Raw genomic sequence first — 22,334 nt, 5'->3', positions numbered from 1 at the left:
AATTCAAAGCCAGCGTGGAGAGGGTTTCTGGGCATGTTCAATCTGAACGATGGCCGATGGGGGCGCGGCGATGAGCCGTCCTCCAACGGCGATCGTCCGGCTGGCAACCGTCCCCCCGATTCCAATCCTCCGGGCGCACCCACACCCCCGCCTTCGGGCAACAACAACGACAACCGTCCGCGTGGCCAAGGCCCCAATCAGGGCCCGCCCGACCTCGATGAACTCTGGCGCGATCTCAATCGCAAGCTTGGAGGTTTCTTCGGCGGCAAGGGTGGCGGCAACCGTCCCAACGGCGGCAGCAGCAGCGGTGGCGGCAACGGTTTCAAACCCGACATGAAAAACGCAGGATTCGGCCTCGGCCTCGTGGCTGCGGTGGCGGTCCTGATCTGGCTCGGCACGGGCTTCTTCATCGTGAACGAAGGCCAGCAGGCCGTGGTGACCCAGTTCGGGCGCTACAAGTCGACGGTGAACGCGGGCTTCAACTGGCGCCTGCCGTACCCCATCCAACGCCACGAGCTGGTGGTAACCACGCAGATCCGTTCCACCGACGTGGGCCGCGATGCCATCGTGCGCTCCACCGGCCTGCGCGAGTCGGCCATGCTGACCGAGGACGAGAACATCGTCGAAATCAAGTTCGCCGTGCAGTACCGCCTGAGCGATGCGCGCGCCTGGCTCTACGAGAGCAAGGCGCCGGCCGAAACCGTCGTTCAGGTGGCCGAAACCGCCGTGCGCGAAGTGGTTGGCAAGATGAAGATGGACGCCGCGCTCGCCGAAGAGCGGGACCAGATCGCACCGCGCGTTCGCACGCTGATGCAGACCATCCTCGACCGCTACAAGGTCGGTGTCGAGGTGGTGGGCATCAACCTCCAGCAGGGTGGCGTGCGTCCGCCCGAGCAGGTGCAGGCCGCGTTCGACGACGTGCTCAAGGCCGGCCAGGAGCGCGAGCGTGCCAAGAACGAAGCGCAGGCCTACGCCAACAACGTGGTGCCGCTGGCCACCGGTACGTCTTCGCGCCTGAAGGAAGAATCGGAAGCCTACAAGGCGCGTATCGTGGCGCAGGCGCAAGGTGATGCCGGCCGCTTCAGTGCCGTGCTGGCCGAGTACCAGAAGGCACCGCAGGTCACCCGCGACCGCATGTACACCGATGCCATGCAGCAGATCTACGCCAGCACGACCAAGGTGCTGGTCGACAGCAAGCAGGGTTCCAACCTGCTGTACCTGCCGCTCGACAAGCTCATGCAGGCGGGCGGCAACAACGCAGCGGCCACGCCGGTCGATGCGGCCAGCCCGAACGTTGCCGGCACCGCGCCGGCCCAGTCCTCGGTGATCCCGGTGGCGCCTGCGACGGGCGACGTGCGCGCCCGCGACGGCCGCTCGCGCGACCGCGACGTGCGTTGAAAAAGGCCTAGAAGAACATGAACAGAATCGGATTCATCGCCTCGTCGATCCTCGTCTTGCTCGTGCTGCTGAGCTCGACCCTCTTCGTGGTCGACCAGCGCCAGTTCGGCGTGGTGTACGCCCTCGGGCAGATCAAGCAGGTCATCACCGAGCCCGGCCTCAACTTCAAGTTGCCGCCGCCGTTCCAGAACGTGTCGTACATCGACAAGCGCCTGCTGACGCTCTCCAGCCTCGACACCGAGCCCATGCTCACGGCCGAGAAGCAGCGCGTGGTGATCGACTGGTACGTGCGCTGGCGCATCAGCGACCCGCAGGCCTACATCCGCAACGTCGGTCTCGACGAGAACGCCGGTGCCATGCAGCTCAACCGCGTGGTGCGCAATGCGTTTCAGGAAAACATCAACAAGCGCACCGTGCGTGACCTGATCTCGGTGCGCCGCGAGGCCCTGATGGCCGACGTGCAGCGCGAAGTGCTGGCGGTGGTGAAGGGTGCCAAGCCCTGGGGCGTGGACGTGGTTGACGTGCGTATCACGCGCGTCGACTATGTGGAAGCGATCACCGAATCGGTCTACCGGCGCATGGAGGCCGAGCGCAAGCGGGTGGCCAACGAACTGCGTTCGACCGGTACGGCCGAAGGCGAAAAGATTCGCGCCGACGCCGACCGTCAGCGCGAAGTGATCGTTGCGAATGCTTACCGCGACGCGCAGAAGGTCAAGGGCGAGGGCGACGCCCAGGCTGCTTCCTCGTATGCCGAGGCCTTTGGCCGCGACCCGCAGTTCGCCCAGTTCTACCGCAGCCTCGAGGCCTACAAGCAGAGCTTCAACAAGAAGAGCGACGTGATGGTGCTCGATCCATCGTCGGACTTCTTCCGGGCCATGCAGGGATCGGGATCGGCCACCAGCGCCCCTCGCCGCTGATTCGTTTGGAGCCGTGAGCGCCGACACCTTCTGGAGCGCTCTCGCGCTCGTCCTGGTGATCGAGGGCATCTTGCCCTTCGTTTCTCCAGGTGGGTGGCGGCGCGGCTTCGGGCAGCTCATGCAGCTGCGCGACGGCCAGCTTCGTTTCTTTGGACTTTGCAGCATCCTGCTGGGTTTGGCACTGCTCTGGGTCCTGGGGTAGCGCGGTCCCGGTAGAATCCCGGTTTAACCACGCCCCCGATCCCCATGTCCGCCTGGGTCCTCCCGGATCACATTGCCGATGTGCTGCCTTCCGAGGCGCGCCACATCGAAGAACTTCGACGCCAGCTGCTCGATACCGCCCGTGGCTATGGCTACGAGCTGGTGATGCCGCCGCTGCTCGAGCACCTCGAGTCGCTGCTTTCGGGCACCGGCGAGGCGCTCGACCTTCAAACCTTCAAGCTTGTCGATCAGCTCTCCGGCCGCAGCATGGGCCTTCGCGCCGACACCACCCCCCAGGTGGCGCGCATCGATGCCCATCTGCTGAACCGCGACGGCGTGACCCGCCTGTGCTACTGCGGCCCGGTGCTCCACACCCGGCCCGACCGGCCCCACGCCACCCGCGAGCCACTGCAGTTCGGTGCCGAAATCTACGGACATGCCGGCCTCGAGGCCGACACCGAAACCCTGCTGCTGGCGCTCGACTGCCTCCAGGCTGCGGGCCTGGACGAGGGCGTGATCGTCGACCTGGCCGATGCCCGCATCGTGCGTGCCCTGTTCGCGGAGGTGCCGGTCGATGCTGCTGTCCTGGCCCGCGTGCACGCGGCGCTGGCCGCCAAGGACGCGAGCGAGCTCCATGCGCTCACCAAGGATTTCCCCGCCTCGTCCCGCGACGGGCTGCGCGCCCTGGTCCAGTTGTACGGCGATGCGTCGGTGCTCGACGAGGCTGCCAAGGCCCTGAAGGGCACGCCGGCCGTGGCCGCCGCCCTGGCCGACCTGAAGCATCTTGCCGCCGGGCTCGAGGGCGCGGCCGGCCGCCGGATCAGTTTCGACCTGGCCGACCTGCGCGGCTACGCGTACTACAGCGGCATGCGCTTCGGCATCTACGTGCCCGGCGCGGTCGACTCCCTGGTGCGCGGCGGCCGCTACGACGAAGTGGGTGCCGTGTTCGGCCGCAACCGGCCGGCCGTCGGCTTCAGCCTGGACGTGCGCGAACTGGTCAGCGTGCTGCCGGCTCGCCCGCTGCGCGCCGCCATCCGCGCGCCCTGGAGCGACGCGGCGGGGCTGCATCAGGCCATTGCCCAATTGCGCAAGGCCGGCGAAACGGTAGTCTGCGTGCTGCCGGGCCATGGCAGCGAAATCGATGAATTCCACTGCGACCGCGAGCTCGTCGAGCACGCCGGTCAGTGGAGTGTCCGAGCGATCTGAATTTTTGAAGTAATGGAACGAGCATGAGCGTAACCACCGGAAGAAACGTGGTCGTCGTCGGTACCCAATGGGGCGACGAAGGCAAAGGCAAGCTGGTCGACTGGCTGACGGAAAGCGCCCAGGGCGTGGTCCGTTTCCAGGGCGGCCACAACGCGGGCCACACGCTGGTCATCAACGGTGTGAAAACCGCGTTGCACCTGATCCCCAGCGGCATCATGCGCCCCGGCGTCAAGTGCTACATCGGCAACGGCGTGGTGTTGTCCGCGGCCAAGCTGTTCGAGGAAATCGAAGGCCTGGAGAAGGCCGGCGTCGAAGTGCGTTCGCGCCTGCGCATCAGCGAGGCCTGCCCGCTGATCCTGCCGTTCCACGCCGCGCTGGACATCGCGCGCGAGGCCTACCGCGAAAAGGGCGGCATCGAGAAGATCGGCACCACCGGCCGCGGCATCGGCCCGGCCTACGAAGACAAGATCGCGCGCCGCGCGCTGCGCGTGCAGGACCTGAAGCACCCGGACCGCTTCGCGGCCAAGCTGCGCGTGCTGCTCGACCTGCACAACCACGTGCTGACGCAGGTGCTGAGTGCGCCGGCCATCGATTTCGATGAAGTCTTCAACGAAGCGATGCGGCACGCCGAGCTGCTCAAGCCCATGATGGCGGACGTCTCGCGCGAACTGAACGACGCGCACAGGAACGGCGCCAACCTGCTGTTCGAAGGCGCCCAGGGCACGCTGCTCGACGTCGATCACGGCACCTACCCGTACGTCACCTCCAGCAACTGCGTGGCCGGCAATGCCGCCGCAGGTTCGGGCGTGGGCCCGGGCATGCTGCACTACATCCTGGGCATCACCAAGGCCTACTGCACGCGCGTGGGCGGCGGTCCGTTCCCCACGGAGCTCGACTGGGCCACGCCCGGCACCCCCGGCTACCACATGAGCACCATCGGTGCCGAGAAGGGCGTGACCACGGGCCGCAGCCGCCGTTGCGGCTGGTTCGACGCCGCGCTGCTCAAGCGCTCGGCGCAGGTCAACGGCCTGTCGGGCCTGTGCATCACCAAGCTCGACGTGTTGGACGGCCTCGAAAAGCTCGAGCTGTGCACCGGCTACGAACTCGACGGCGAAATCACCGACATCCTGCCCATGGGCGCGGACGAGATCGAGCGCTGTACGCCGATCTACGAGACCCTCGAGGGCTGGACCGAGAGCACGGTGGGCGTCACGCAGTACGACAAGCTGCCGGTCAACGCGCGCCTGTACCTGCAGCGCATCGAACAGGTCACCGGCGTGCCGATCCACATGGTGTCGACCAGCCCCGACCGCGATCACACGATCATGATGCGTCACCCCTATCTGGCCGACTGAAGAGGAAAAAACCCATGTTGACCGAAGACGGCAAGCATCTCTACGTCAGCTACGACGAGTACCACAACCTGATCGAGAAGCTCGCGATCAAGGTGCACCAGTCGGACTGGCAGTTCGACACCATCCTGTGCCTGGCGCGCGGCGGCATGCGCCCCGGCGACGTGCTCTCGCGCATCTTCGACAAGCCGCTGGCCATCATGTCGACAAGCTCGTACCGCGCCGACGCCGGCACGGTGCAGGGCCACCTCGACATCGCCCGCTTCATCACCACGCCCAAGGGCGAGATCGCGGGCCGGGTGCTGCTGGTCGACGATCTGGCCGATTCGGGCCACACGCTGCACGCCGTGATGGACATGCTGCGCAACAACTACCCGCCGATCACCGAGCTGCGCAGCGCCGTGATCTGGACCAAGGCGCTGTCGACCTTCACGCCCGACTACCAGGTGGAATTCCTGGCCACCAACCCGTGGATCCACCAGCCCTTCGAAGGCTACGACGCCATGGGCGCCGAGAAGCTCATCGAGAAGTGGTCCGTCTGATGCGCGCCCGCCGGGTCATCCGGCGGGGTTGAGCATCATCGCGGTGTAGCGCCGCTGCATCTCTTGCGGCGTCAGCTTCTCGATGCTGTGCCCCACGTTCCAGCGATGGCCGAAGGGGTCGCGAAAGACGCCGGAGCGTTCCCCGTAGAACTGGTCCTGCGGCGCCATGTCAAGCGTGGCGCCAGCCGCGACGGCGCGTGCTACCACTGCGTCCGCGTCGTCGACGTGCAGGTGCAGCGAGACGGGCGTTCCGCCCAGCGTCCTCGCGCTGTGGATGTTGAACTCGGCAAACTCGTCCGAGAGCATCAGGATCGCCCCGTTGTGGAAGTCCAGTTCCGCATGACCGATGCGCCCACTGGGCTCGGTCAGGCGGAAGATCTCCTTCACTTCGAACACCTTGCAATAGAAGTCGATGGCTGCGCCGGCGTCGTGGACGCAGAGGTACGGAAACAGTTCGTGGATGGCCATGGTCTTGTCCGCTGGGGTTGCGATAGGCGCGATTCTGGCTTCTGCCGTTCTTCAGGTCTTGGACAAATTTGACCTGTTCGCACGCGCTTCAGATGCGCACATGCCGCGAGGCTCTCGGCGCCGCGCGCCGGTAGGCCTGGGGCGACATGCCGGCAATCGCCAGGAAGTCGCGGCTGAAGTGCGCCTGGTCGCTGTAGCCGGCCTGCAGCGCGAGGTCGACCCAGGGCAGGGCGGGGTTCATGGCGGACAGCGCGAGCACGCGGTCGAAGCGCAGCATGCGTGCGTACTGCTTGGGCGCCAGGCCTGTCATGCCGCGAAAGAGGGCGATGAAGCGCCGGTGGCTGTAGCCACTGTGCTTCACCAGCGCGCCGATGGCGCCGGCTTGCGCGGCGTCGCCATGGGCGCCGGCGCTCGACAGGCTGGACAGGGCGTGCGCCACCGCGGGGTGCAGGCCATGCATCGCGCGGGCGGCAAGGCGTGCCGTCAGCAGGGCTTCGACGATCGCGAGTTGCCGCGCGGGAGCGCCTGCGCCGTGCAGTTGCTCCAGCGCGAAGCCTGCGTCCGCGCCCCAGAGCGCGTCGAGCGGCGTATGGGCATCGGCCAGCGCATCTTCCGGCGCGCCGAGCAGCGCCCGGGCCGCGCCTGGCTGCAGCATGACGCCGACCGAGCGCGTCTCGAGCGACACATCGCGCACGAAGAATGCGCAGCGCGTTCCGCCCACCATCGCGTGGCCCACTGTGAAGCCGTGCGCATCGGCGTCGTCGCGAAACAGGCGCAGCGGCGGCCCGCCGAGCCGGAACACGAGGTGCATGCCGCCGGTCGGCAGCACATGCTCGCGCGCACCCGGCCGCCGCGAGGGCGCACCGTCGGGTGCCGAGGCCCACAGCAGCCGCACGAAGGGCCGCAGGTGGGGAAGAGGGGGACGCGTCAGCTGCATGCCGAAGGCTTCTCCTGAGGGGCGTGCCGTCGCCCGATGGCACATTGTGCGGCGCAACCGCGACAAGCCCGCCCTTCACATCGCCTCGTTGTCGATGCCGTTGAAGCTCGCGACCCGCAAGACCTGTTCGACTTGAAGGCCGAGTGGGTGCTCTCCAGGGACGCTAGCATTGCCGCATGAGCAAGCCCTCCACGACCCTGATCCACCACCCCTATACCCCGCCCGCCACCTTCGCCGCGCCGCAGCCCGGCGTGTTCAAGGCATCGACCGTGTTCTTCGCCGATGTGGCCGCCATGCGTGCGCGCGACTGGAAGACCAAGGCCGGCTACACCTACGGCCTGCACGGCACGCCCACCACCTTCACGCTCGAAGAGCGCCTGGCCACGCTCGAAGGCGGCACCGAGTGCCTGCTCGTGCCCAGCGGGCTGGCCGCCATCACGCTGGTGGCCTTCGCGTTCCTGAAGACCGGCGACGAAGTGCTCATTCCCGACAACGCCTACGGCCCCAACAAGGCGCTGGCCACCGGCGAGCTGGCCAACTTCGGCATCACGCACCGCATGTACGACGCGATGAACCCGGCCGACCTCGCGGCCAAGCTGTCGCACCGCACGCGGCTGGTGTGGGTCGAAGCGGCGGGTTCGGTGACGATGGAATTCCCCGACCTGCCCGCGCTGGTGAACGTCTGCCGCGCGCGCGGCGTCATGACCGCGCTCGACAACACCTGGGGCGCCGGCCTGGCCTTCGCGCCCTTCGATTTCAACGGCACGGGGCAGGGCGTCGACATCTCGGTGCACGCGCTCACCAAGTACCCGAGCGGCGGCGGCGATGTGCTGATGGGCAGCGTGATCACGCGCGACGAACGCCTGCACCGCGCGCTCAAGCTCACGCACATGCGCATGGGCTTCGGCATCGGCGTGGGCGACGTCGAGACGCTGCTGCGCTCGCTGCCCAGCATCTCGCTGCGCTACGCGGCGCACGACCGCGCTGCGCGCGAACTGGCCGGCTGGCTCAACGGCTGCGAGGAAATTGCGCAGGTGCTGCACCCGGCGCTCGAGGACTCGCCGGGCCATGTCCACTGGCGCGCGCTGTGCGGCGAGACCGACCTGGCCGCCGGCCTGTTCTCGGTGGTGTTCGACGAGCGCTACAGCACCGAGCAGGTCGACCGCTTCTGCGACAGCCTGCGGCTGTTCCGCCTCGGCTACTCGTGGGGCGGCCCGATCAGCCTCGTGGTGCCCTACGACATCGGCCTGATGCGCGACGCGAGCGTGGCGCGTTGGCCCCACAAGGGCACGCTGGTTCGCTTCTCGGTCGGACTGGAGGACGTGGAGGATCTGCGCGCCGATCTGCAGCAGGCGCTGGCCAGGATGTAAAAGATCGCTTCCGCCTCCTTGAGGCCCGCCTTGGGTACCGTCTCGGGACTGCACCGTTATCGCTTACAGTAGGCCACGCGCAGTCACCCTGACTGCCTCGCCCAAGGAGAAGCAGTGGCAACACCCAATTACGGCTACGAGAAGCGCCAGAAAGAACTGGCCAAGAGAAAAAAGAAGGAAGAAAAGCTCCGGGAAAAGGCGAATCGCAAACTCTCACCGAGCAGCGACGGTCTGGCCCCCGGAGACCCGGAAACCGATGTGGCCTCGCTCGAACGCGATGCACCCACGGTGCCCGAGTTGCCCACCAAGAACGGTTGATCCGTTCCTGGCGTACCGATCGAGAAGCCGCCGCCGGCCTGTGCCTGCGGCGGTTTTTTATTTGGTGCGGCGGTTTCTTATTTCGGCAGCAGCTTGCGCAGCTCTGGCCACACGTTGTCCAGCAACTGCGGCTGCGCCGCCGCCGTGGGGTGGATGCGGTCAGCCTGGAACAGCGACATCGCATCGGGCGCATCGGCCACGCCCTTGAGCAGGAAGGGCACGAGCGCCGACTTCGTTGCGCTCGCCACCTTGGAGAACACCGCCTCGAAGCGCCGCGTGTAGTCGCCGCCGTAGTTGGGCGGCACCTGGATGCCGACGATCAGCACCTTCGCCCCCGCGGCCTGCGCGGCCTTGGCGATCTGCAGCAGGTTGCTTTCCGTGTCCGACAGCGGCAGGCCGCGCAAGGCGTCGTTGGCGCCGAGCTCGACCACCACATGGCTGGGCTTGTGCTGCGCGAGCAGCGAAGGAAAACGCGCGCGCCCGCCCGAACTCGTATCGCCGCTGATGCTGGCGTTGACCACGGTCGCCGCAACCTTCTGCTGCGCAAGCCTTTTCTCCAGCAAGGGTACCCAGCCTTCGCCGCGCTTCAGGCCGTACTCTGCGCTGAGCGAATCGCCCAGCACCAGGATCACCGGCTTGCCTGCCGCCGTCGAAACCTGGGCCTGCGCCGCAGTCGTCCATAGCCCCGCGTTGCCGAGCGCGGCGGTGGTCAAGATAAAGTCACGTCGATTCAAAACCAAAGCCTTTCCATGTCCCAACCCCCGTCTGATGCCATTGTTGCCGTCGAGCATGTCTTCAAGTCCGTCACCGACTCGACCGGTACGCTGGACATTCTGCAGGACATCGATTTCACCCTCGGGGCGAGGGAAACCGCCGCCATCGTCGGTGCCTCGGGCTCCGGCAAGAGCACCTTGCTGTCGATCATCGCCGGCCTGGACACGCCCACGCGTGGGACGGTGCGCATAGCCGGCGAGGACATCTTCGCCATCGACGAGGACGAGCGTGCCGCGGTGCGCGCCCAGCGCGTGGGCTTCGTGTTCCAGAGCTTCCAGCTGCTCGGCAACCTGAGTGCGCTGGAAAACGTGATGCTCCCCCTGGAGCTGGCCAACCGCAAGGATGCGCGCAAGGCCGCCACCGAGATGCTGGGCCGGGTCGGCCTCGGCCAGCGGCTGGGCCACTATCCGAAGGTGCTCTCCGGCGGCGAGCAGCAGCGCGTGGCACTGGCTCGCGCCTTCGTGGTGCAGCCGGCGCTGCTGCTGGCCGACGAACCCACCGGCAGCCTCGACTTCGCCACCGGCGAGCAGGTCATGCGGCTGATGTTCGACCTGAACCGCGAGCTCGGCACCACGCTCGTGCTGGTCACGCACGACCGGGGCATCGCGGCCCGCTGCGAACGCCGCATCACCATCGAGGCCGGGCGCGTCGCCATTAATGAAAAAGCTGCCGTAGCGCCCGTCTGACAAGCGCTATAAGCTATTAAATAAATAGCAAAGCACATTCGAGGAGACCGCATGGAAGAACTTCCCCCCGACGCCGTCGAGGCACTGCAGAGCGGAAGGCTGATCCAGGCCATCAAGATCGTGCGCGACCGCACGGGCATGGACCTCAGGTCGGCCAAGGAAGCGGTCGAACGCTACGCCGCACGCATGGAAGCGGGAGACGAAGAAACCGCCTGCGGGCGCAGCGCCCCCGACGTCGCCAGGCAGGACCGCGGCTTCGCGTCGATGCCGTCTTCCGCGCTCAAGGCCTTGGCGCAGGGCAACAAGATCGAGGCCGTCCGCCTCACGCGCGAAGCCACCGGCCTGGGCCTGGCCGCGTCCAAGCGGCTGGTCGACAGTCACGACGACCCGGCGGCCGGCGGCTTCGGCCCGATGCCGACGGCCATGCCCCGTCGGCCGATCGACGAGCCGGGGCGAGTGCAGGGCAGCGGCTACAAGTGGCTGCCGGTGGTGATCCTCGTGCTGGCGGCGCTCATGGCGTGGCTGTATTTCGGCGGAGAGCTCTGAGGCGATGATCGTTCCGCAGCATTGGGCCGAAGGCCGCATCCAGGAGCGTGTCGACGGCAAGCAGATCACCGTGCGCCGCCATGGCTGGTCCGACGACAGTCCGCTGGCCGCACAGGCCCACGCGGACCAGCGCACGCGCGAGGCATTCGAACGCATCGCCAGGGGCGAAAAGCTGGACCGCCGCGAGCGCAAGCGGGCCTACAACGGCGCCGACGGCGTGCCGATCCGCGAAGAGATCGTCGAGCGCCAGGGCGACACCGTCGTCACGCGCAACACCTACGGCGCACGCTGCCTCAACACGCCCGACGTGATGTTCGTCGACATCGACTTCGAGCAGCCGTTGCGCGGCAGCCTGTTTCTCTTTGCGCTGGTGCCGGCGCTCATGGCCGGTGTGGTCGGTGGCTGGGCCGCCAAGACCTGGCTGGGCGGGCTGATCGCATTCTTCGTGGTCTTCGCCGTGGCCTGGGTCATCGGGAAGCGCAAGAAGCGCGGCGAGCCCAGCGGCAACCCCACGCCCGAGAAGCTGGCGGCCGAGCGCATCGGGCGCTTCATGCACCAGCACCCCGACTGGCACCTGCGCGTCTACCGCACGCCCGCGGGCTTTCGCCTGCTGGCCATGCACGATGTGTTCAATGCCGCGGACATCGCCGTGGCCGACTGCTTCCATGCGCTGGGTGTCGACAAGGTCTACGCGCGCATGTGCCGCAACCAGAACTGCTTTCGCGCCCGCCTGAGCGCCAAGCCCTGGCGCATCGGCATCGACGAGCACGTGCGGCCGCGCCAGGGCGTGTGGCCGGTGTCGCCCGACCGTCTGGCCGAGCGCGACGCCTGGATCGCGCGCTACGAGAAGGCCGCTGAAGGCCATGCCGCCTGCCAGTACCTGGAGAGCGTGGGCAAGCTCGAGAACGTGCATCCGAGCGCGCGGGCGGTGCAGGAACTGCACGACGAGCGCACCCGGGCGCTGAGCGGCCTGCCGATCGCCTGAGCTCACTCGAGCAACACCGCGGAACCGGCTTCGCCGGGCCGCAGGTGTCGCCCCATTCCAGGGGGTAGGAGGCCACACGGAGTGGGCAAGCCTGGGGGTAGGGATAATCAGGGGTATATGTCTTCTCCCAAAGTGATCTTCGGCTTCCATGCCGTGGGCGTGCGCATCAAGACCGCGCCCAAGTCGGTGCTCGAAGTGATGTTCGACACCAGCCGGCGCGATGCGCGCATGAAACAGTTCATTGCGCGTGCGCAGGACGCCGGCGTGCGGCTGGTCGAGGCCGACGGCCTTCGGCTGTCCAAGCTCAGCGGCAGCCATGGCCACCAGGGCGTGGTGGCGCGCGTGGAGCCCGTCGCGCAGATCCATTCGCTCGACGAACTGCTCGAAGGCCTCGAAGCGGCCGGCACCGTGCCCTTGCTGCTGGTGCTCGACGGCGTGACCGACCCGCACAACCTCGGCGCCTGCCTGCGCGTGGCAGACGGTTCCGGTGCCCATGCGGTCATCGCGCCCAAGGACCATGCGGCCGGCATCAACGCCACCGTGGCCAAGGTGGCGAGCGGCGCCGCCGAGACCGTGCCTTACTTCATGGTCACCAACCTCGCACGCACGCTCAACGAGCTCAAGGAACGCAACATCTGGTGCGTGGGCACCAGCGACGATGCACCGGGCACCATCTACCAGAGCGACTTCAAGCGGCCGCTGGCGCTGGTGCTGGGCGCCGAAGGCGAGGGCATGCGCCAGCTCACGCGCAAGACCTGCGACGAGCTGGTGAGCATTCCGATGGCCGGCGCGGTCGAGAGCCTGAACGTCTCGGTGGCCAGCGGCGTGTGCCTCTACGAGGCGATGCGCCAGCGCGGCGCCTGATCGCCCGCTTCAGCGCCTGGGCAGCGGTGCACCCTTGCGGTGGAAGTAGACGAGTTCCGCCATGCGCCGCATCTGCGGCGTGCCCAGCAGGCGGTTGAACAGCCAGTCGCTCTGGAAGTGGTCGAAGGCCCAGCGCAGCGTGCGCTTGAGCCTAAAGCCCGGGTAGCCGCGCACGAACCACGTGGCGGGGTCGCCGACCTCGCCGCGCACGAAGCGCGCCACCGCCTTGCCCGCGCCTTCGCCGTGCTGCAGCGCGGTGTGGATGCCGCCCGCCGTCACCGGCGACACCATGCCGGCCGCATCGCCCACCAGCAACGCCCGTTCACGCGCAACCATCGGCAGCACGCCGCCGCAGGGGATCATTCCGGCGCGCACCGCGACGGGCGGGGCCTCGCCGGGCGAGACCACCGAGGCGATCTTGCGCAGCAGCGGGTCGAGCTTCAGCGCGCTGGCGTCGCCCGCCGCGTGGCGCCCCATGCGCCGTGCCAGGCCGATCTGGCTGACACCCACGCCGTCCAGCGCCCAGCCGATGTAGCCCGGTGCAAGTTTCCGGTCGACGAAGCAATGCAGCAGGTCGGGCGCCATGCGGGCGCCCTGGTACTCGTGCTCGACGCCGTACAGGAAGTGCTTGTTGCGCGACAGGCCCAGTGCCTTGGCCACGCGTGAATGCGGCCCGTCGGCGCCCACCAGGTAGGTGGCCGTGATGCAGGGGCCTTGCGTCACCGGCACCTCCCAGCGGCCGTCGATCCACAGCGCCTGCTCGAACAGCGTGCCCAGGCGCACGTCCACACCGCAGGCCCGCGCCGAATCGACCATCCAGTCGAGCAGGCAGGGTGCGTCGGTGGCCCAGAACCAGTAGCCGGGCGCGTGCAGGTCGACATGGCGCATGTCGGGCGCGTAAAGCCGCACGCCGTCGATGCGGCGCACGAGCGCGGGCGGCACTTCCGCCAGCCAGGGCACGCTGTCCACGGCGTCCTTGACGATGATGCCGGTGGTGTGCAGCTTGGCGCCTGCGCTGGTCTTCTTCTCCAGCACCATCACGCTGAGCCCGGCCAGGGCCGCGGCCCGCGCGCACGCGAGGCCCGCAAAGCTCGCGCCCACGACAAGCAGGTCGACCTTGAGGTTGCCTATGCCGTGGCCGGCCACAGGTGAAAAGGCCGGCTCGGGTGCACCGGAAGAGCAAGCGAGAGGGGAGAAAAGACCGGAAGAGGTGTGCATGGCAGCCAACGGTTTCGATGCGCACTGCGTTCCTGCAGTGCGCCATCGAAGTTAGCTGCCGCCTGTGCGCGCGGCGTGAAGCCTGTGTGAACTCAGGACGGGTCCTTGCCGCGCGTGCGGCCGACCGCACTGAAGATGCCGATGCCGAGCAGGATCACCGCACCGATGCCGATGTAGAGCGTGGGCACGCCGGCCACGGAGGCGCCCCAGATGAGGCCCCCCAGGAAAATCACGAAACCGATCATGTAGAGCGCGAAAGACATGGTCGTTCCTCCAGAAGCTGAGATGCCATGCAGTATCCCGACCCGGGCCGCGCCCCGCACCGGCGTGTGCCGCCTGTGCATGTGGGAGCCTGCCTACTCCGGGCTGGCCACCAGCAGGTAGCGGCAGCCGCTGCGGCCGAGCGCCTTGAACACCAGCGGCCGATCGACGCCGAAGTCCAGGCAATCGCCGGGGGCGAGTTCGAAACGATCGTCGCCATAGTCCACGCGCAGTGCGCCTTCGAGCATCCACAGGCATTGCCGGTACGGCTTGCCGCTCCAGCGCGGATAGCCAACCTGCGCCGAGCGCGGCAGCTCGACCTCGACCAGCTCGACGCCGCTGCCTGCCTGGCGCTCGGCGACCTGCCTGCGCAGGTAGCCGGCCTCGGGGTCGCGCCACACATCTTGCGCGGCGCGCTTGCGCAATCGCTGCGGTTGCGCCTTGTCTGCCGTCAGCAGGTGCGCCAGCGGCACGCCCAGCCCGGCGGCCAGCCGGCCCAGCAGCACGGCCGTGGGGCTGCTTTGCGCGCGCTCCACCTTCGAAATCATCGCCTTGCTCACGCCCGAACGCTCGGCCAGCTCAGCGAGGCTCAGCGCTTGCGCCTGCCGCAGCGCCAGCAGGCGGGTGGCGATGAGCGCGTCGATGTTCTCGCCGGGTGCTTCGATGGGGGATGAATCGTTTCTCATATGAGATTATTATTCTCCTATATTGAACGGTCTCCAGTGACCCCAGCGAAACTTCCACCGAGGACTCCCATGCGTCTCATCCCCTGCACCGAAGAAGCGCACGCCGCGGCGATTCTTGCCATCCTGAACGACGCCATCGTCACCTCCACCGCGCTGTACGACTACAAGCCGCGCACGAGCGAGAACATGGTCGCGTGGTTCGCCGCCAAGCGCGCCGGCGGCTTTCCGGTGATCGGTGCCGTGGACGACGACGGCAAGCTGCTGGGCTTCGCGAGCTACAGCGCGTTCCGCGCCTTTCCCGCCTACAAGTACACGGTGGAGCACTCGGTGTACGTCGATAGCGCCCACCGTGGTGAGGGCCTGGGCCGCACGCTGATGGAGGCCATCGTTGCCGAGGCGATCGCGCGCGACGTGCATGTGATGGTCGGCGCCATCGACGCGGCCAACGCCGGCAGCATTGCGCTGCACGAGCGCCTGGGTTTCGAGCACTCGGGCACGGTGCGCCAGGCCGGTTTCAAGTTCGGCCGCTGGCTGGACGTGGCGTTCTACCAGCGCATCCTGGCGACGCCGCTGAACCCGGTCGACGGTTGAACGGCTACACCAGCGCGTAGAAGCGCATCACCACCTCGGCGGGGTGGCGCGCACCCGCACCCACGAACATGCGTTCGTTGATCCACTTCAGCGAAGGCGAGGCGGTCTCGAAGCGCGGGCTGCAGCGAAAGTAGACCTGCGACGCGTCCACGGGCTCGCCGCGCAGCAGCTTGCCCATGACCTCCGGCGACGCCGCGCGCACCGCGTGGTTCTGTACGTAGACGAGGTCGCCCGCATCCGTCTCCAGGCCGTAGCGCGCGTCGAGCTCCGAGAGCGTGTCGCTCACGATCAGCTGGAAGTCGCTGCCGCCGGGCAGCACGCGCGCCCGCCACCCGTGGCCGACGGCCTCGCCGCCCGTGATCGGCACGATGCGGCGCAGTCCGCGCGGGCTGTTGCCCAGCACCTGCGGCACGCCCACCTCGACGCGCAGGTCGGCGAAGTGCTCGAGCGCGGGCGCGGCGATGGAATCGAAGACGCTCATTGCCGGGGCACCGTCAGGCGGCGGCGGTCTCGGCGCTGGCGCGGTCGAGCATCTCGATGGTGCCGGCGTCCAGCTTCAGCTGCGTGGCCACCACCAGCTCTTCGAGCTGCGCGATCGAGGTCGCGCTGGCAATGGGCGCCGTCACGCCCGGGCGCGCGATCTGCCATGCGATGGCGACCTGGCCCGGCTTGGCGTTGTACTGCTGGGCCACCTTGTCCAGCGCGTCGAGGATGCGCAGGCCGCGCTCGTTGAGGTATTTCCTGGTTGTGTTCGCGCCGCGCGCGCTCTTGGCGGCATCGGCCTCGGTGCGGTACTTGCCGGTGAGGAAGCCGGCAGCCAGCGCGTAGAAGTTGATCACGCCCACTTCGCGCTTCACGCACAGCGGCTCCAGTGCGTCTTCGAACACCGCGCGGTCGTACAGGTTGTACAGCGGCTGCAAGCTCTCGTAGCGGGCGATGCCCAGGCGCTCGGACACGTCCAGTGCCTCTTCGAGCCGCGGCGCGGTGTAGTTCGACGCGCCGATGGCGCGCACCTTGCCTTCCTTGATCAATTCGTCGAAGGCGCCCAGCGAGTCTTCGAGCGGCGTGTTGGCGTCGTCGTCGTGCGACTGGTACAGGTCGATGTGGTCCGTCTGCAGGCGCCGCAGCGAGGCTTCGACGGCTTCGCGGATGTACGCGGGCGACAGGCCCACCTTGCCTTCGCCCATCGGCTTGCCGACCTTGGTGGCCAGCACCACGCGGTTGCGCTTGCCGCTCTGCTTGAGCCACTTGCCGATGATGGTTTCCGATTCGCCGCCCGTGTGGCCCGGCACCCAGCTCGAATACACGTCGGCGGTATCGACGAAGTTGAAGCCCGCGTCCACCCAGGCGTCGAGCAGCTTGAACGAGGCTGCCTCGTCGACGGTCCAGCCGAACACGTTGCCGCCGAAGGCGAGCGGGGAAACCAGGAGACCGGAGCGGCCGAGCGGGCGAAGTTGCGACATGTCGAAGTGTTCCTGAAGAAGGGAAAAAGGTTGAAGGGTCAGACGAAGCCCACGGCGCCCAGCACCGCACCGGCGCCGAGCAGCCAGAGCAGGTGGATGCGTGTGCGCCAGACGATAAGCGCAGCCACGCCGCTGAGCGCCCACAGGTGCCAGGCAGGCGCATTGCCAGCATGGTTACCCGCGGACAGCACCCAGCCGGTGGCGACCAGCAGGCCCACGACCACGGGGGCCATGCCCTGCTTGAAGGCGCGCACTTCGCGCCGGGTGCGGTTGCGGTGTCCCCAGCGTGTGGCGAAGTAGGTGAGGGTGGTGCTGGGCAGCATGATGCCGACCATGGTGACCATCAGGCCGAAGAAGCCGAGCACCCAGGCGCCTGGCCCGGCGCCGATGCCGCCGCCCGCATTGAGCCCCACGTTCCAGCCCATCAGCGCCACGAACAGCACGTTGGGCCCGGGCGCGGCCTGCGCGATGGCCACCGACGAGCTGAACTGCGCGTCGGTCAGCCAGCCGTGCTGGGCCACGAGGTAGCGGTGCATGTCGGGCACCGTGGTGATGGCGCCGCTGATCGACAGCAGCGACAGCAGCATGTACTGCCCGAAGAGCGCCAGCCAGTCGTGCCAGTGCATTGCGATGGTCATTGCAAAACCTCCGCCTTCGGCTGCGGCGCGAGCTTGCTGGGGGCGGCCCGTCGCGCGCTCATGGGCCGATCCTCTTCCAGGTCCACACGCAAGCCACCCCGCCCACCACCAGCAGCACCCAGCCCAGTGGAATCTTGAACACCGCGATGGCCAGGAACACCAATGTCATGAACGCGAGGCAGGTGGCAAAGCCCAGCGGGTGCTTGCGCAGTTGCGGCACCAGCTTGATGCCGGTGGCGGCAATCAGCCCGCCCGACACCGCGCCCATGCCGCGCAGCGCCGCAGCGACCTGCGGGTTGCCGGCGTAGTGGGCATAGAGCACCGCCAGCGCGAGGATCACGACCAGCGGAATGGTCAGCATGCCCGCCACGGCGGCCAGCGCACCGCGCAGGCCGAAGTAGCGGTCGCCGATCATCAGGGCAAGGTTGATCACGTTGGGGCCGGGCATCACCTGGGCCACGGCCCAGTCTTCGAGGAACTGCTCGGGTGTGAGCCATTTCTTCTTCTCGACCATCTCGCGCTGCACGATGGCCAGCACCCCGCCGAAGCCCTGCAGCGCCAGCCAGGTGAACGAAACGAACAGGTCGCGCGGCGACTGCGGATGGGCGACGGCCGGTTCGGCGGGCGGTGCCGCCGTGCCGGAGGCTGGGGGAGACGGATGCATGTGGAGCGATTATCGTTGGCAGGCTTTCAACACGCCGGGCATCGCACTGACAGGATGCCGGACGCCGCCCGGCGGACACTTACTCATGATCATGCAACTGCGCGCACTCTTGGACCTCTGCAAGCGAGCCTTCAATTCGTGGTCGAACGACTACGCCCCGAGCATGGGCGCCGCGCTGGCGTACTACACGGTGTTTTCCATCGCGCCGCTGCTGCTGATCGTGATTGCCGTGGCGGGGCTGGTGTTCGGACAGGAGGCGGCGCGGGGCGAGATCTTTGCGCAGCTCTCGGGGCTGATGGGCGCGCAAGGCGCCGCGGCGGTGCAAGGCATGCTGCAGGCGGTGAACAAGCCGACCGAGGGCATCGTCGCCACGGTGATCGGCATCGGCCTGCTGGTGGTGGGCGCGACCACGGTGTTCGGCGAACTGCAGGACGCGCTCGACCGCATCTGGCGCGCGCCGGCGCGTGCCAAGAGCGGAGGGCTGTTCAACATGCTGCGCGTGCGGCTGCTGTCCTTCAGCATGATCATGGGCATCGGCTTCCTGCTCATGGTGTCGCTGGTGGCGAGCGCCGCGCTCGCGGCGCTGGGCAAGTGGTTTTCGCCGATGTTCGGCGCCTGGGAGACCACGGCGCAGGTGGTGAACTTCGTCTTCAGCTTCGCGATGGTGACCGTGATCTTCGCAATGATCTACAAGATCATGCCGCGCGCCCGGGTGCAATGGCGCGACGTGTGGGTGGGCGCGGCGGTGACGGCGTTGCTCTTCACCGTGGGTAAGCACCTCATCGGGCTGTATATCGGCAAGAGCAGCGTGGCATCGGGCTACGGTGCGGCGGGCTCGCTGGTGGTGGTGCTGGTGTGGGTGTACTACTCGGCGCAGATTTTTTTGCTGGGCGCGGAGTTCACCTGGGTCTATGCGCGCACCTACGGCTCCATGAAGAACCTGAAGGGCGTGGGCGAGCTCAATCCCTCGCCCACGCGCGACGCGCCGCTGCCGGCCCGCCCCGGCGCCTGAGGCCGCTCAACCGGCGAAGCCGCCGCTGTCCAGGAACTGCTGTTCCTCTGCGGTGGTTTCGCGGCCCAGCAGCTTGTTGCGGTGCGGAAAGCGCCCGAAGCGCGCCACGATGTCGCGGTGCAGCACCGCGAAACGCTGCGTGTTGGCGTCCAGCGCTGCATTGAGCTGCACCGAACGCTCCTGCTCCGCCAGCACTTCCGAGTGCATGAAGGGCAGGTAGAAGAAGGGCCGAAGCGGGGGCTCCAGCTGCCGGTCGAAGCCTGCGTCGATCGCCTTCCTCGCCACCGCGAGCGCCTTGCCGTCGGTGGCCAGCATGTGCGGGTTGTTGCGCCAGGCATTGCGCGGAAACTGGTCGAGCAGCACCAGCAGTGCAAGGGTGCCTTCGGCGTCGGCCAGCCATGCATCGAGCTCGCCGCGGGCGGCGGCCTGGTGCGCCTGGGTGAATCGGGAAATGAATTCGGTGTCGAGCGCGGCGTTCTTGGCGAACCAGCGCTCGGGGCCGGCCTGGCGCCAGAAATCGACCACGTCGCGAGCGGTCGGAAGGGGGGAGGAAGTCATGGGCGAATTGTCTTTCAGCCCTTGTGCCGGGCCGCATGAGCCCGCCCAAGTCGGGACGATGGCCGACAAGACAAGCCAGGCCGTGCTGCCTATGCTGTGGACGCTTCCACAACTCAGGAGATCAAGCTCATGACCAAATATGGCACCTTTTTGCGTGCAGCCCTCATCACCGGGGTGGCCAGTGCCGCGCTGGTCGGCTGCGGAATGATGTCGAAGTCGAACACCGCGAGCTTCAGCGGCGCGATGAACGCGGCCAGCGAAGTGCCTCCGAACATGACGCGCGGCAGCGGCATGGCCGAAGCCTGGCTCGACCGCGACACCAACGTGCTCAAGTACAAGATCACCTACACCGGCCTGAGCGGACCCGCCACCATGGCGCACTTCCACGGCCCTGCGGCCGCCGGTGCCAACGCCGGCGTGGTGCTGCCCTTTGCCAACCCGGCCAGCCCGATCGAAGGCCAGGCCACGCTCACGCCGGCGCAGGCTGCCGACCTGGTCTCGGGCAAGTGGTACGCGAACGTGCACACGGCGGCCAACCCGGGCGGCGAGATTCGCGGGCAGCTGCTGCCGAAGATGTGATCCCGCGCCAGGGGCTCGTGTTGATGAAGCCCCTGGTCAGGTTGGCGTCGCACGGCTGGTGTCAAATAAATGCATGACGACACCTTCGAAGAAAAAATCCCGTGCCGCCTCCCGCCCCCTCAACCCCTTTGCTTCGCGCCGCGAAGACATGCGCAGTGCCCGAAAGGCGCTGGTGCTGCAGGGCGGGGGCGCGCTCGGTGCCTACCAGGCGGGCGTGTTCGCGGCGCTCAGTGAAACCGAGCTGGAGCCGCACTGGATCGCCGGCGTGTCCATCGGCGCCATCAATGCGGCGCTGATCGCAGGTAACGCGCCCGGGCAGCGGGTCGACCGTCTGCGCGAGTTCTGGCACCTGGTGTCTTCCGGCCCTTCGCAGCGCCTGCCTTCGTGGATGGGCGACCGTGCCACGCAGAACCAGTACAGCGCCACCATGGCCTCGCTGGTGGGCATTCCGGGCTTCTTCGAGCCGCGCTATGCGCCGGCGCTGCTCATGGGCGGTGCCGCGCCGCTGCTCAGCTACTACGACACCTCGCCGCTCAAGTCCACGCTCGAGAGGCTGGTGGACTTCGACCGCATCAATGCCTGCGAAGCCCGCTTCAGCGTGGGCGCGGTCAATGTGCGCACCGGCAACTCGGTGTACTTCGACAACACGCGCCAGCGCATCGGCCCCGAGCACATCATGGCCAGCGGCGCGCTGCCACCGGGCTTCGCGCCCATCACCATCGACGGGGACGACTACTGGGACGGGGGCATCGTGTCGAACACACCGCTGCAGTACGTGCTCGACACCCATCCGCGCACCGAGCCGCTGGTGGTGCTGCAGGTCGACCTGTTCAATGCGCGCGGCGAAATGCCGCGCACCATGGCGGGCGTGCTGGAGCGGCAAAAAGACATCACCTACTCCAGCCGCACGCGCATGAACACCGACGCGCTGGCCGCCAACATGAACCTGCAGCAGGCCATTGCCGACCTGATCACCAAGCTGCCGGCCGGCTTGCGCAACGACCCGAGCGTGCTCGCGGTGCAGTCGCAGCTCACCCACGAGCCGATCGACATCTTTCACCTGATCTACCGCGACAAGCCCTACGAGCTCGAATCGAAGGACTACGAGTTCTCGCGCGCCGCGGTGGAAGAGCACTGGGATTCGGGCGCGCGCGACATGCGCATCACGCTGGCGCATCCGGAGACGCTGCGCGCCGACGCCACGGTCAACGGCGTGACCACCTTCGACCTGGGCGAGCACGGCACCGGGCGCGTGAAGCGGCCCGGCTTCTCGGTGTAGGGCGGGGATTCAGCTTCGACTAAGAAACCCTGGCCAGACTGGGCGCGTCACTTCAACAGGAGGAAATGTTCATGAACATTGAAGATGTGCGGCGAACCGCATTCGCCATGCCGCTGACCAGTCCCGCGTTTCCGCCGGGTCCGTACCGGTTCATGCGGCGCGAATTTCTCATCGTCACCTACCGCACCGACATGGACGCATTGCGCGCCGTGGTGCCCGAGCCGCTCGAGGTGGTCGAACCGCTGGTCAAGTACGAGTTCATCCGCATGCCCGACTCCACCGGTTTCGGCGACTACACCGAGTCGGGCCAGGTCATTCCTGTGCAGCTGCGCACGGCCAGGGGCGTGGAGAAGGGCGCCTACGTTCACGCGATGTACCTCAACGACCATCCGCCCATCGCCGGTGGCCGCGAGCTCTGGGGCTTTCCGAAGAAACTGGCCTCGCCGGTGCTCGACTACGAAACCGACGTGGTGGTGGGTACGCTCGACTACGGCAAGGTGCGCGTGGCCAAGGCCACCATGGGCTTCAAGCACCGCGCGCTCGACCCCGAGCCGATCCTCGCGGGCATCGCGCAGCCGAACTTCCTGCTCAAGATCATTCCGCACGTCGACGGCACCGCGCGCATCTGCGAGCTGGTGCGCTATCACATGGTCGACGTCACGCTGCACGGCGCGTGGACCGCGCCGGCCTCGCTGGAGCTGCATCCGCACGCGCTGGCGCCGGTGGCCGACCTGCCGGTGCTGAAGGTCGAGTCGGCCGTGCACTACATCGCCGACATGACGCTTGCGCTCGGCACCGTCGAACACGACTATCTCGCCTGA

General features: G+C 67.6%; 28 protein-coding genes. 17 read left to right on the top strand and 11 right to left on the bottom strand.

The genetic code is table 11. The features are described 5' to 3' along the window. Nucleotides 1-33 precede the first annotated feature (33 nt). Genes hflK through ACSFBM_RS08810 form a run of 6 tightly spaced genes read left to right on the top strand, consistent with a single transcriptional unit; the run spans nucleotide 34 to nucleotide 5,616 of the window. On the top strand, nucleotides 34-1,398 hold the full coding sequence (hflK, locus tag ACSFBM_RS08835) for an FtsH protease activity modulator HflK (RefSeq protein WP_435484018.1): 1,365 nt from the start codon (nucleotides 34-36) through the stop codon (nucleotides 1,396-1,398). Between the two features lie 17 nt (nucleotides 1,399-1,415). Continuing rightward, nucleotides 1,416-2,315, top strand: coding sequence for a protease modulator HflC (gene hflC / locus ACSFBM_RS08830; RefSeq protein ID WP_435484017.1), 900 nt, complete (start codon nucleotides 1,416-1,418; stop codon nucleotides 2,313-2,315). A 13-nt stretch (nucleotides 2,316-2,328) separates the two neighbouring features. Further along, on the top strand, nucleotides 2,329-2,517 hold the full coding sequence (locus ACSFBM_RS08825; protein ID WP_093237567.1) for a DUF2065 domain-containing protein: 189 nt from the start codon (nucleotides 2,329-2,331) through the stop codon (nucleotides 2,515-2,517). 44 nt (nucleotides 2,518-2,561) lie between these two features. Continuing rightward, nucleotides 2,562-3,722: an ATP phosphoribosyltransferase regulatory subunit gene (locus ACSFBM_RS08820; RefSeq protein WP_435484016.1), complete on the top strand. Its 1,161-nt coding sequence runs from the start codon at nucleotides 2,562-2,564 to the stop codon at nucleotides 3,720-3,722. A gap of 23 nt (nucleotides 3,723-3,745) precedes the next feature. Continuing rightward, nucleotides 3,746-5,077 carry an adenylosuccinate synthase gene (locus ACSFBM_RS08815; protein WP_435438620.1) on the top strand — a complete coding sequence of 444 codons (1,332 nt, stop codon included), beginning with the start codon at nucleotides 3,746-3,748 and terminating at the stop codon, nucleotides 5,075-5,077. A gap of 14 nt (nucleotides 5,078-5,091) precedes the next feature. Further along, a complete protein-coding gene (locus tag ACSFBM_RS08810; protein WP_435484015.1) occupies nucleotides 5,092-5,616 on the top strand; it encodes a phosphoribosyltransferase in 525 nt (174 codons plus the stop codon). 15 nt (nucleotides 5,617-5,631) lie between these two features. Here ACSFBM_RS08810 and ACSFBM_RS08805 read toward each other — a convergent pair whose 3' ends face one another. Together ACSFBM_RS08805 and ACSFBM_RS08800 are read right to left on the bottom strand one after the other, a co-directional pair. Next, the gene (locus ACSFBM_RS08805) at nucleotides 5,632-6,084 is read right to left on the bottom strand and encodes a VOC family protein (RefSeq protein ID WP_435484014.1); all 453 of its coding nucleotides are present in this window, start codon (nucleotides 6,082-6,084) and stop codon (nucleotides 5,632-5,634) included. A gap of 88 nt (nucleotides 6,085-6,172) precedes the next feature. Next, complete coding sequence (locus ACSFBM_RS08800) at nucleotides 6,173-7,021, bottom strand: helix-turn-helix domain-containing protein (protein WP_435484013.1); 849 nt, start codon at nucleotides 7,019-7,021, stop codon at nucleotides 6,173-6,175. 176 nt (nucleotides 7,022-7,197) lie between these two features. On the opposite strand from ACSFBM_RS08800, the gene ACSFBM_RS08795 reads away from it, so the two are divergent. Both ACSFBM_RS08795 and ACSFBM_RS08790 read left to right on the top strand, forming a co-directional pair. Beyond that, nucleotides 7,198-8,391, top strand: coding sequence for a PLP-dependent transferase (locus ACSFBM_RS08795; protein ID WP_435484012.1), 1,194 nt, complete (start codon nucleotides 7,198-7,200; stop codon nucleotides 8,389-8,391). Nucleotides 8,392-8,505: 114 nt separating this feature from the next. After that, nucleotides 8,506-8,709, top strand: a complete 204-nt coding sequence (locus ACSFBM_RS08790; RefSeq protein ID WP_435438625.1) for a hypothetical protein — start codon at nucleotides 8,506-8,508, stop codon at nucleotides 8,707-8,709. A gap of 77 nt (nucleotides 8,710-8,786) precedes the next feature. Here ACSFBM_RS08790 and ACSFBM_RS08785 read toward each other — a convergent pair whose 3' ends face one another. Further along, a complete protein-coding gene (locus ACSFBM_RS08785) occupies nucleotides 8,787-9,422 on the bottom strand; it encodes an arylesterase (RefSeq protein ID WP_435484011.1) in 636 nt (211 codons plus the stop codon). 36 nt (nucleotides 9,423-9,458) lie between these two features. On the opposite strand from ACSFBM_RS08785, the gene ACSFBM_RS08780 reads away from it, so the two are divergent. From ACSFBM_RS08780 to rlmB, 4 genes are all read left to right on the top strand, one after another. Beyond that, the gene (locus ACSFBM_RS08780) at nucleotides 9,459-10,169 is read left to right on the top strand and encodes an ABC transporter ATP-binding protein (RefSeq protein ID WP_435438627.1); all 711 of its coding nucleotides are present in this window, start codon (nucleotides 9,459-9,461) and stop codon (nucleotides 10,167-10,169) included. Nucleotides 10,170-10,220: 51 nt separating this feature from the next. Further along, nucleotides 10,221-10,715 carry a hypothetical protein gene (locus ACSFBM_RS08775; protein WP_435484010.1) on the top strand — a complete coding sequence of 165 codons (495 nt, stop codon included), beginning with the start codon at nucleotides 10,221-10,223 and terminating at the stop codon, nucleotides 10,713-10,715. Between the two features lie 4 nt (nucleotides 10,716-10,719). Next, nucleotides 10,720-11,700, top strand: a complete 981-nt coding sequence (locus ACSFBM_RS08770; protein WP_435484009.1) for a hypothetical protein — start codon at nucleotides 10,720-10,722, stop codon at nucleotides 11,698-11,700. 117 nt (nucleotides 11,701-11,817) lie between these two features. After that, complete coding sequence (rlmB, locus tag ACSFBM_RS08765) at nucleotides 11,818-12,564, top strand: 23S rRNA (guanosine(2251)-2'-O)-methyltransferase RlmB (protein WP_435438630.1); 747 nt, start codon at nucleotides 11,818-11,820, stop codon at nucleotides 12,562-12,564. Nucleotides 12,565-12,573: 9 nt separating this feature from the next. Here the strand turns inward: rlmB and ACSFBM_RS08760 are convergent, their stop codons facing one another. The 3 genes from ACSFBM_RS08760 to ACSFBM_RS08750 all read right to left on the bottom strand — a co-directional run bounded on the left by ACSFBM_RS08760 (nucleotide 12,574) and on the right by ACSFBM_RS08750 (nucleotide 14,729). Then, nucleotides 12,574-13,782, bottom strand: coding sequence for an NAD(P)/FAD-dependent oxidoreductase (locus ACSFBM_RS08760; protein ID WP_435484008.1), 1,209 nt, complete (start codon nucleotides 13,780-13,782; stop codon nucleotides 12,574-12,576). 92 nt (nucleotides 13,783-13,874) lie between these two features. Continuing rightward, entirely contained in the window at nucleotides 13,875-14,045 is a 171-nt protein-coding gene (locus tag ACSFBM_RS08755) for a hypothetical protein (RefSeq protein ID WP_177206563.1), read from the bottom strand. A gap of 93 nt (nucleotides 14,046-14,138) precedes the next feature. Then, nucleotides 14,139-14,729, bottom strand: coding sequence for a helix-turn-helix domain-containing protein (locus ACSFBM_RS08750; RefSeq protein WP_435484007.1), 591 nt, complete (start codon nucleotides 14,727-14,729; stop codon nucleotides 14,139-14,141). Nucleotides 14,730-14,798: 69 nt separating this feature from the next. Between ACSFBM_RS08750 and ACSFBM_RS08745 the strand changes: the two genes are divergently transcribed. Continuing rightward, nucleotides 14,799-15,320, top strand: coding sequence for a GNAT family N-acetyltransferase (locus ACSFBM_RS08745; protein WP_435484006.1), 522 nt, complete (start codon nucleotides 14,799-14,801; stop codon nucleotides 15,318-15,320). A 4-nt stretch (nucleotides 15,321-15,324) separates the two neighbouring features. On the opposite strand, the gene ACSFBM_RS08740 is transcribed toward ACSFBM_RS08745, so the two are convergent. From ACSFBM_RS08740 to ACSFBM_RS08725, 4 genes are read right to left on the bottom strand one after another with little or no spacing between them, the layout of a single operon-like run. Beyond that, nucleotides 15,325-15,801 (bottom strand): DUF3237 domain-containing protein, encoded by a 477-nt coding sequence (locus ACSFBM_RS08740; RefSeq protein ID WP_435438634.1) that lies wholly within the window; start codon nucleotides 15,799-15,801, stop codon nucleotides 15,325-15,327. Between the two features lie 13 nt (nucleotides 15,802-15,814). Then, a complete protein-coding gene (locus ACSFBM_RS08735) occupies nucleotides 15,815-16,783 on the bottom strand; it encodes an aldo/keto reductase (protein WP_435484005.1) in 969 nt (322 codons plus the stop codon). 38 nt (nucleotides 16,784-16,821) lie between these two features. Further along, nucleotides 16,822-17,421: a chromate transporter gene (locus ACSFBM_RS08730; protein WP_435438636.1), complete on the bottom strand. Its 600-nt coding sequence runs from the start codon at nucleotides 17,419-17,421 to the stop codon at nucleotides 16,822-16,824. Nucleotides 17,422-17,479: 58 nt separating this feature from the next. Next, nucleotides 17,480-18,085, bottom strand: a complete 606-nt coding sequence (locus tag ACSFBM_RS08725; RefSeq protein WP_435438637.1) for a chromate transporter — start codon at nucleotides 18,083-18,085, stop codon at nucleotides 17,480-17,482. An 85-nt stretch (nucleotides 18,086-18,170) separates the two neighbouring features. On the opposite strand from ACSFBM_RS08725, the gene ACSFBM_RS08720 reads away from it, so the two are divergent. Continuing rightward, the gene (locus ACSFBM_RS08720) at nucleotides 18,171-19,097 is read left to right on the top strand and encodes a YihY/virulence factor BrkB family protein (protein WP_435484004.1); all 927 of its coding nucleotides are present in this window, start codon (nucleotides 18,171-18,173) and stop codon (nucleotides 19,095-19,097) included. A 6-nt stretch (nucleotides 19,098-19,103) separates the two neighbouring features. Here ACSFBM_RS08720 and ACSFBM_RS08715 read toward each other — a convergent pair whose 3' ends face one another. Next, nucleotides 19,104-19,655 (bottom strand): DUF924 family protein, encoded by a 552-nt coding sequence (locus ACSFBM_RS08715; RefSeq protein WP_435484003.1) that lies wholly within the window; start codon nucleotides 19,653-19,655, stop codon nucleotides 19,104-19,106. A 129-nt stretch (nucleotides 19,656-19,784) separates the two neighbouring features. Between ACSFBM_RS08715 and ACSFBM_RS08710 the strand changes: the two genes are divergently transcribed. The 3 genes from ACSFBM_RS08710 to ACSFBM_RS08700 all read left to right on the top strand — a co-directional run bounded on the left by ACSFBM_RS08710 (nucleotide 19,785) and on the right by ACSFBM_RS08700 (nucleotide 22,334). Further along, on the top strand, nucleotides 19,785-20,234 hold the full coding sequence (locus tag ACSFBM_RS08710; RefSeq protein ID WP_435484002.1) for a CHRD domain-containing protein: 450 nt from the start codon (nucleotides 19,785-19,787) through the stop codon (nucleotides 20,232-20,234). 148 nt (nucleotides 20,235-20,382) lie between these two features. Next, on the top strand, nucleotides 20,383-21,513 hold the full coding sequence (locus tag ACSFBM_RS08705) for a patatin-like phospholipase family protein (RefSeq protein ID WP_435484001.1): 1,131 nt from the start codon (nucleotides 20,383-20,385) through the stop codon (nucleotides 21,511-21,513). A 71-nt stretch (nucleotides 21,514-21,584) separates the two neighbouring features. Further along, nucleotides 21,585-22,334, top strand: a complete 750-nt coding sequence (locus ACSFBM_RS08700) for an acetoacetate decarboxylase (RefSeq protein WP_435484000.1) — start codon at nucleotides 21,585-21,587, stop codon at nucleotides 22,332-22,334.

It is taken from the genome of Variovorax pasteuri (genome assembly GCF_051216435.1).
In the GTDB taxonomy this organism is placed as follows: Bacteria; Pseudomonadota; Gammaproteobacteria; order Burkholderiales; family Burkholderiaceae_C; genus Variovorax.
The sequence above is the reverse complement of the archived record's forward strand: the minus strand, read 5'-3'. Positions and strand labels throughout refer to the sequence as shown.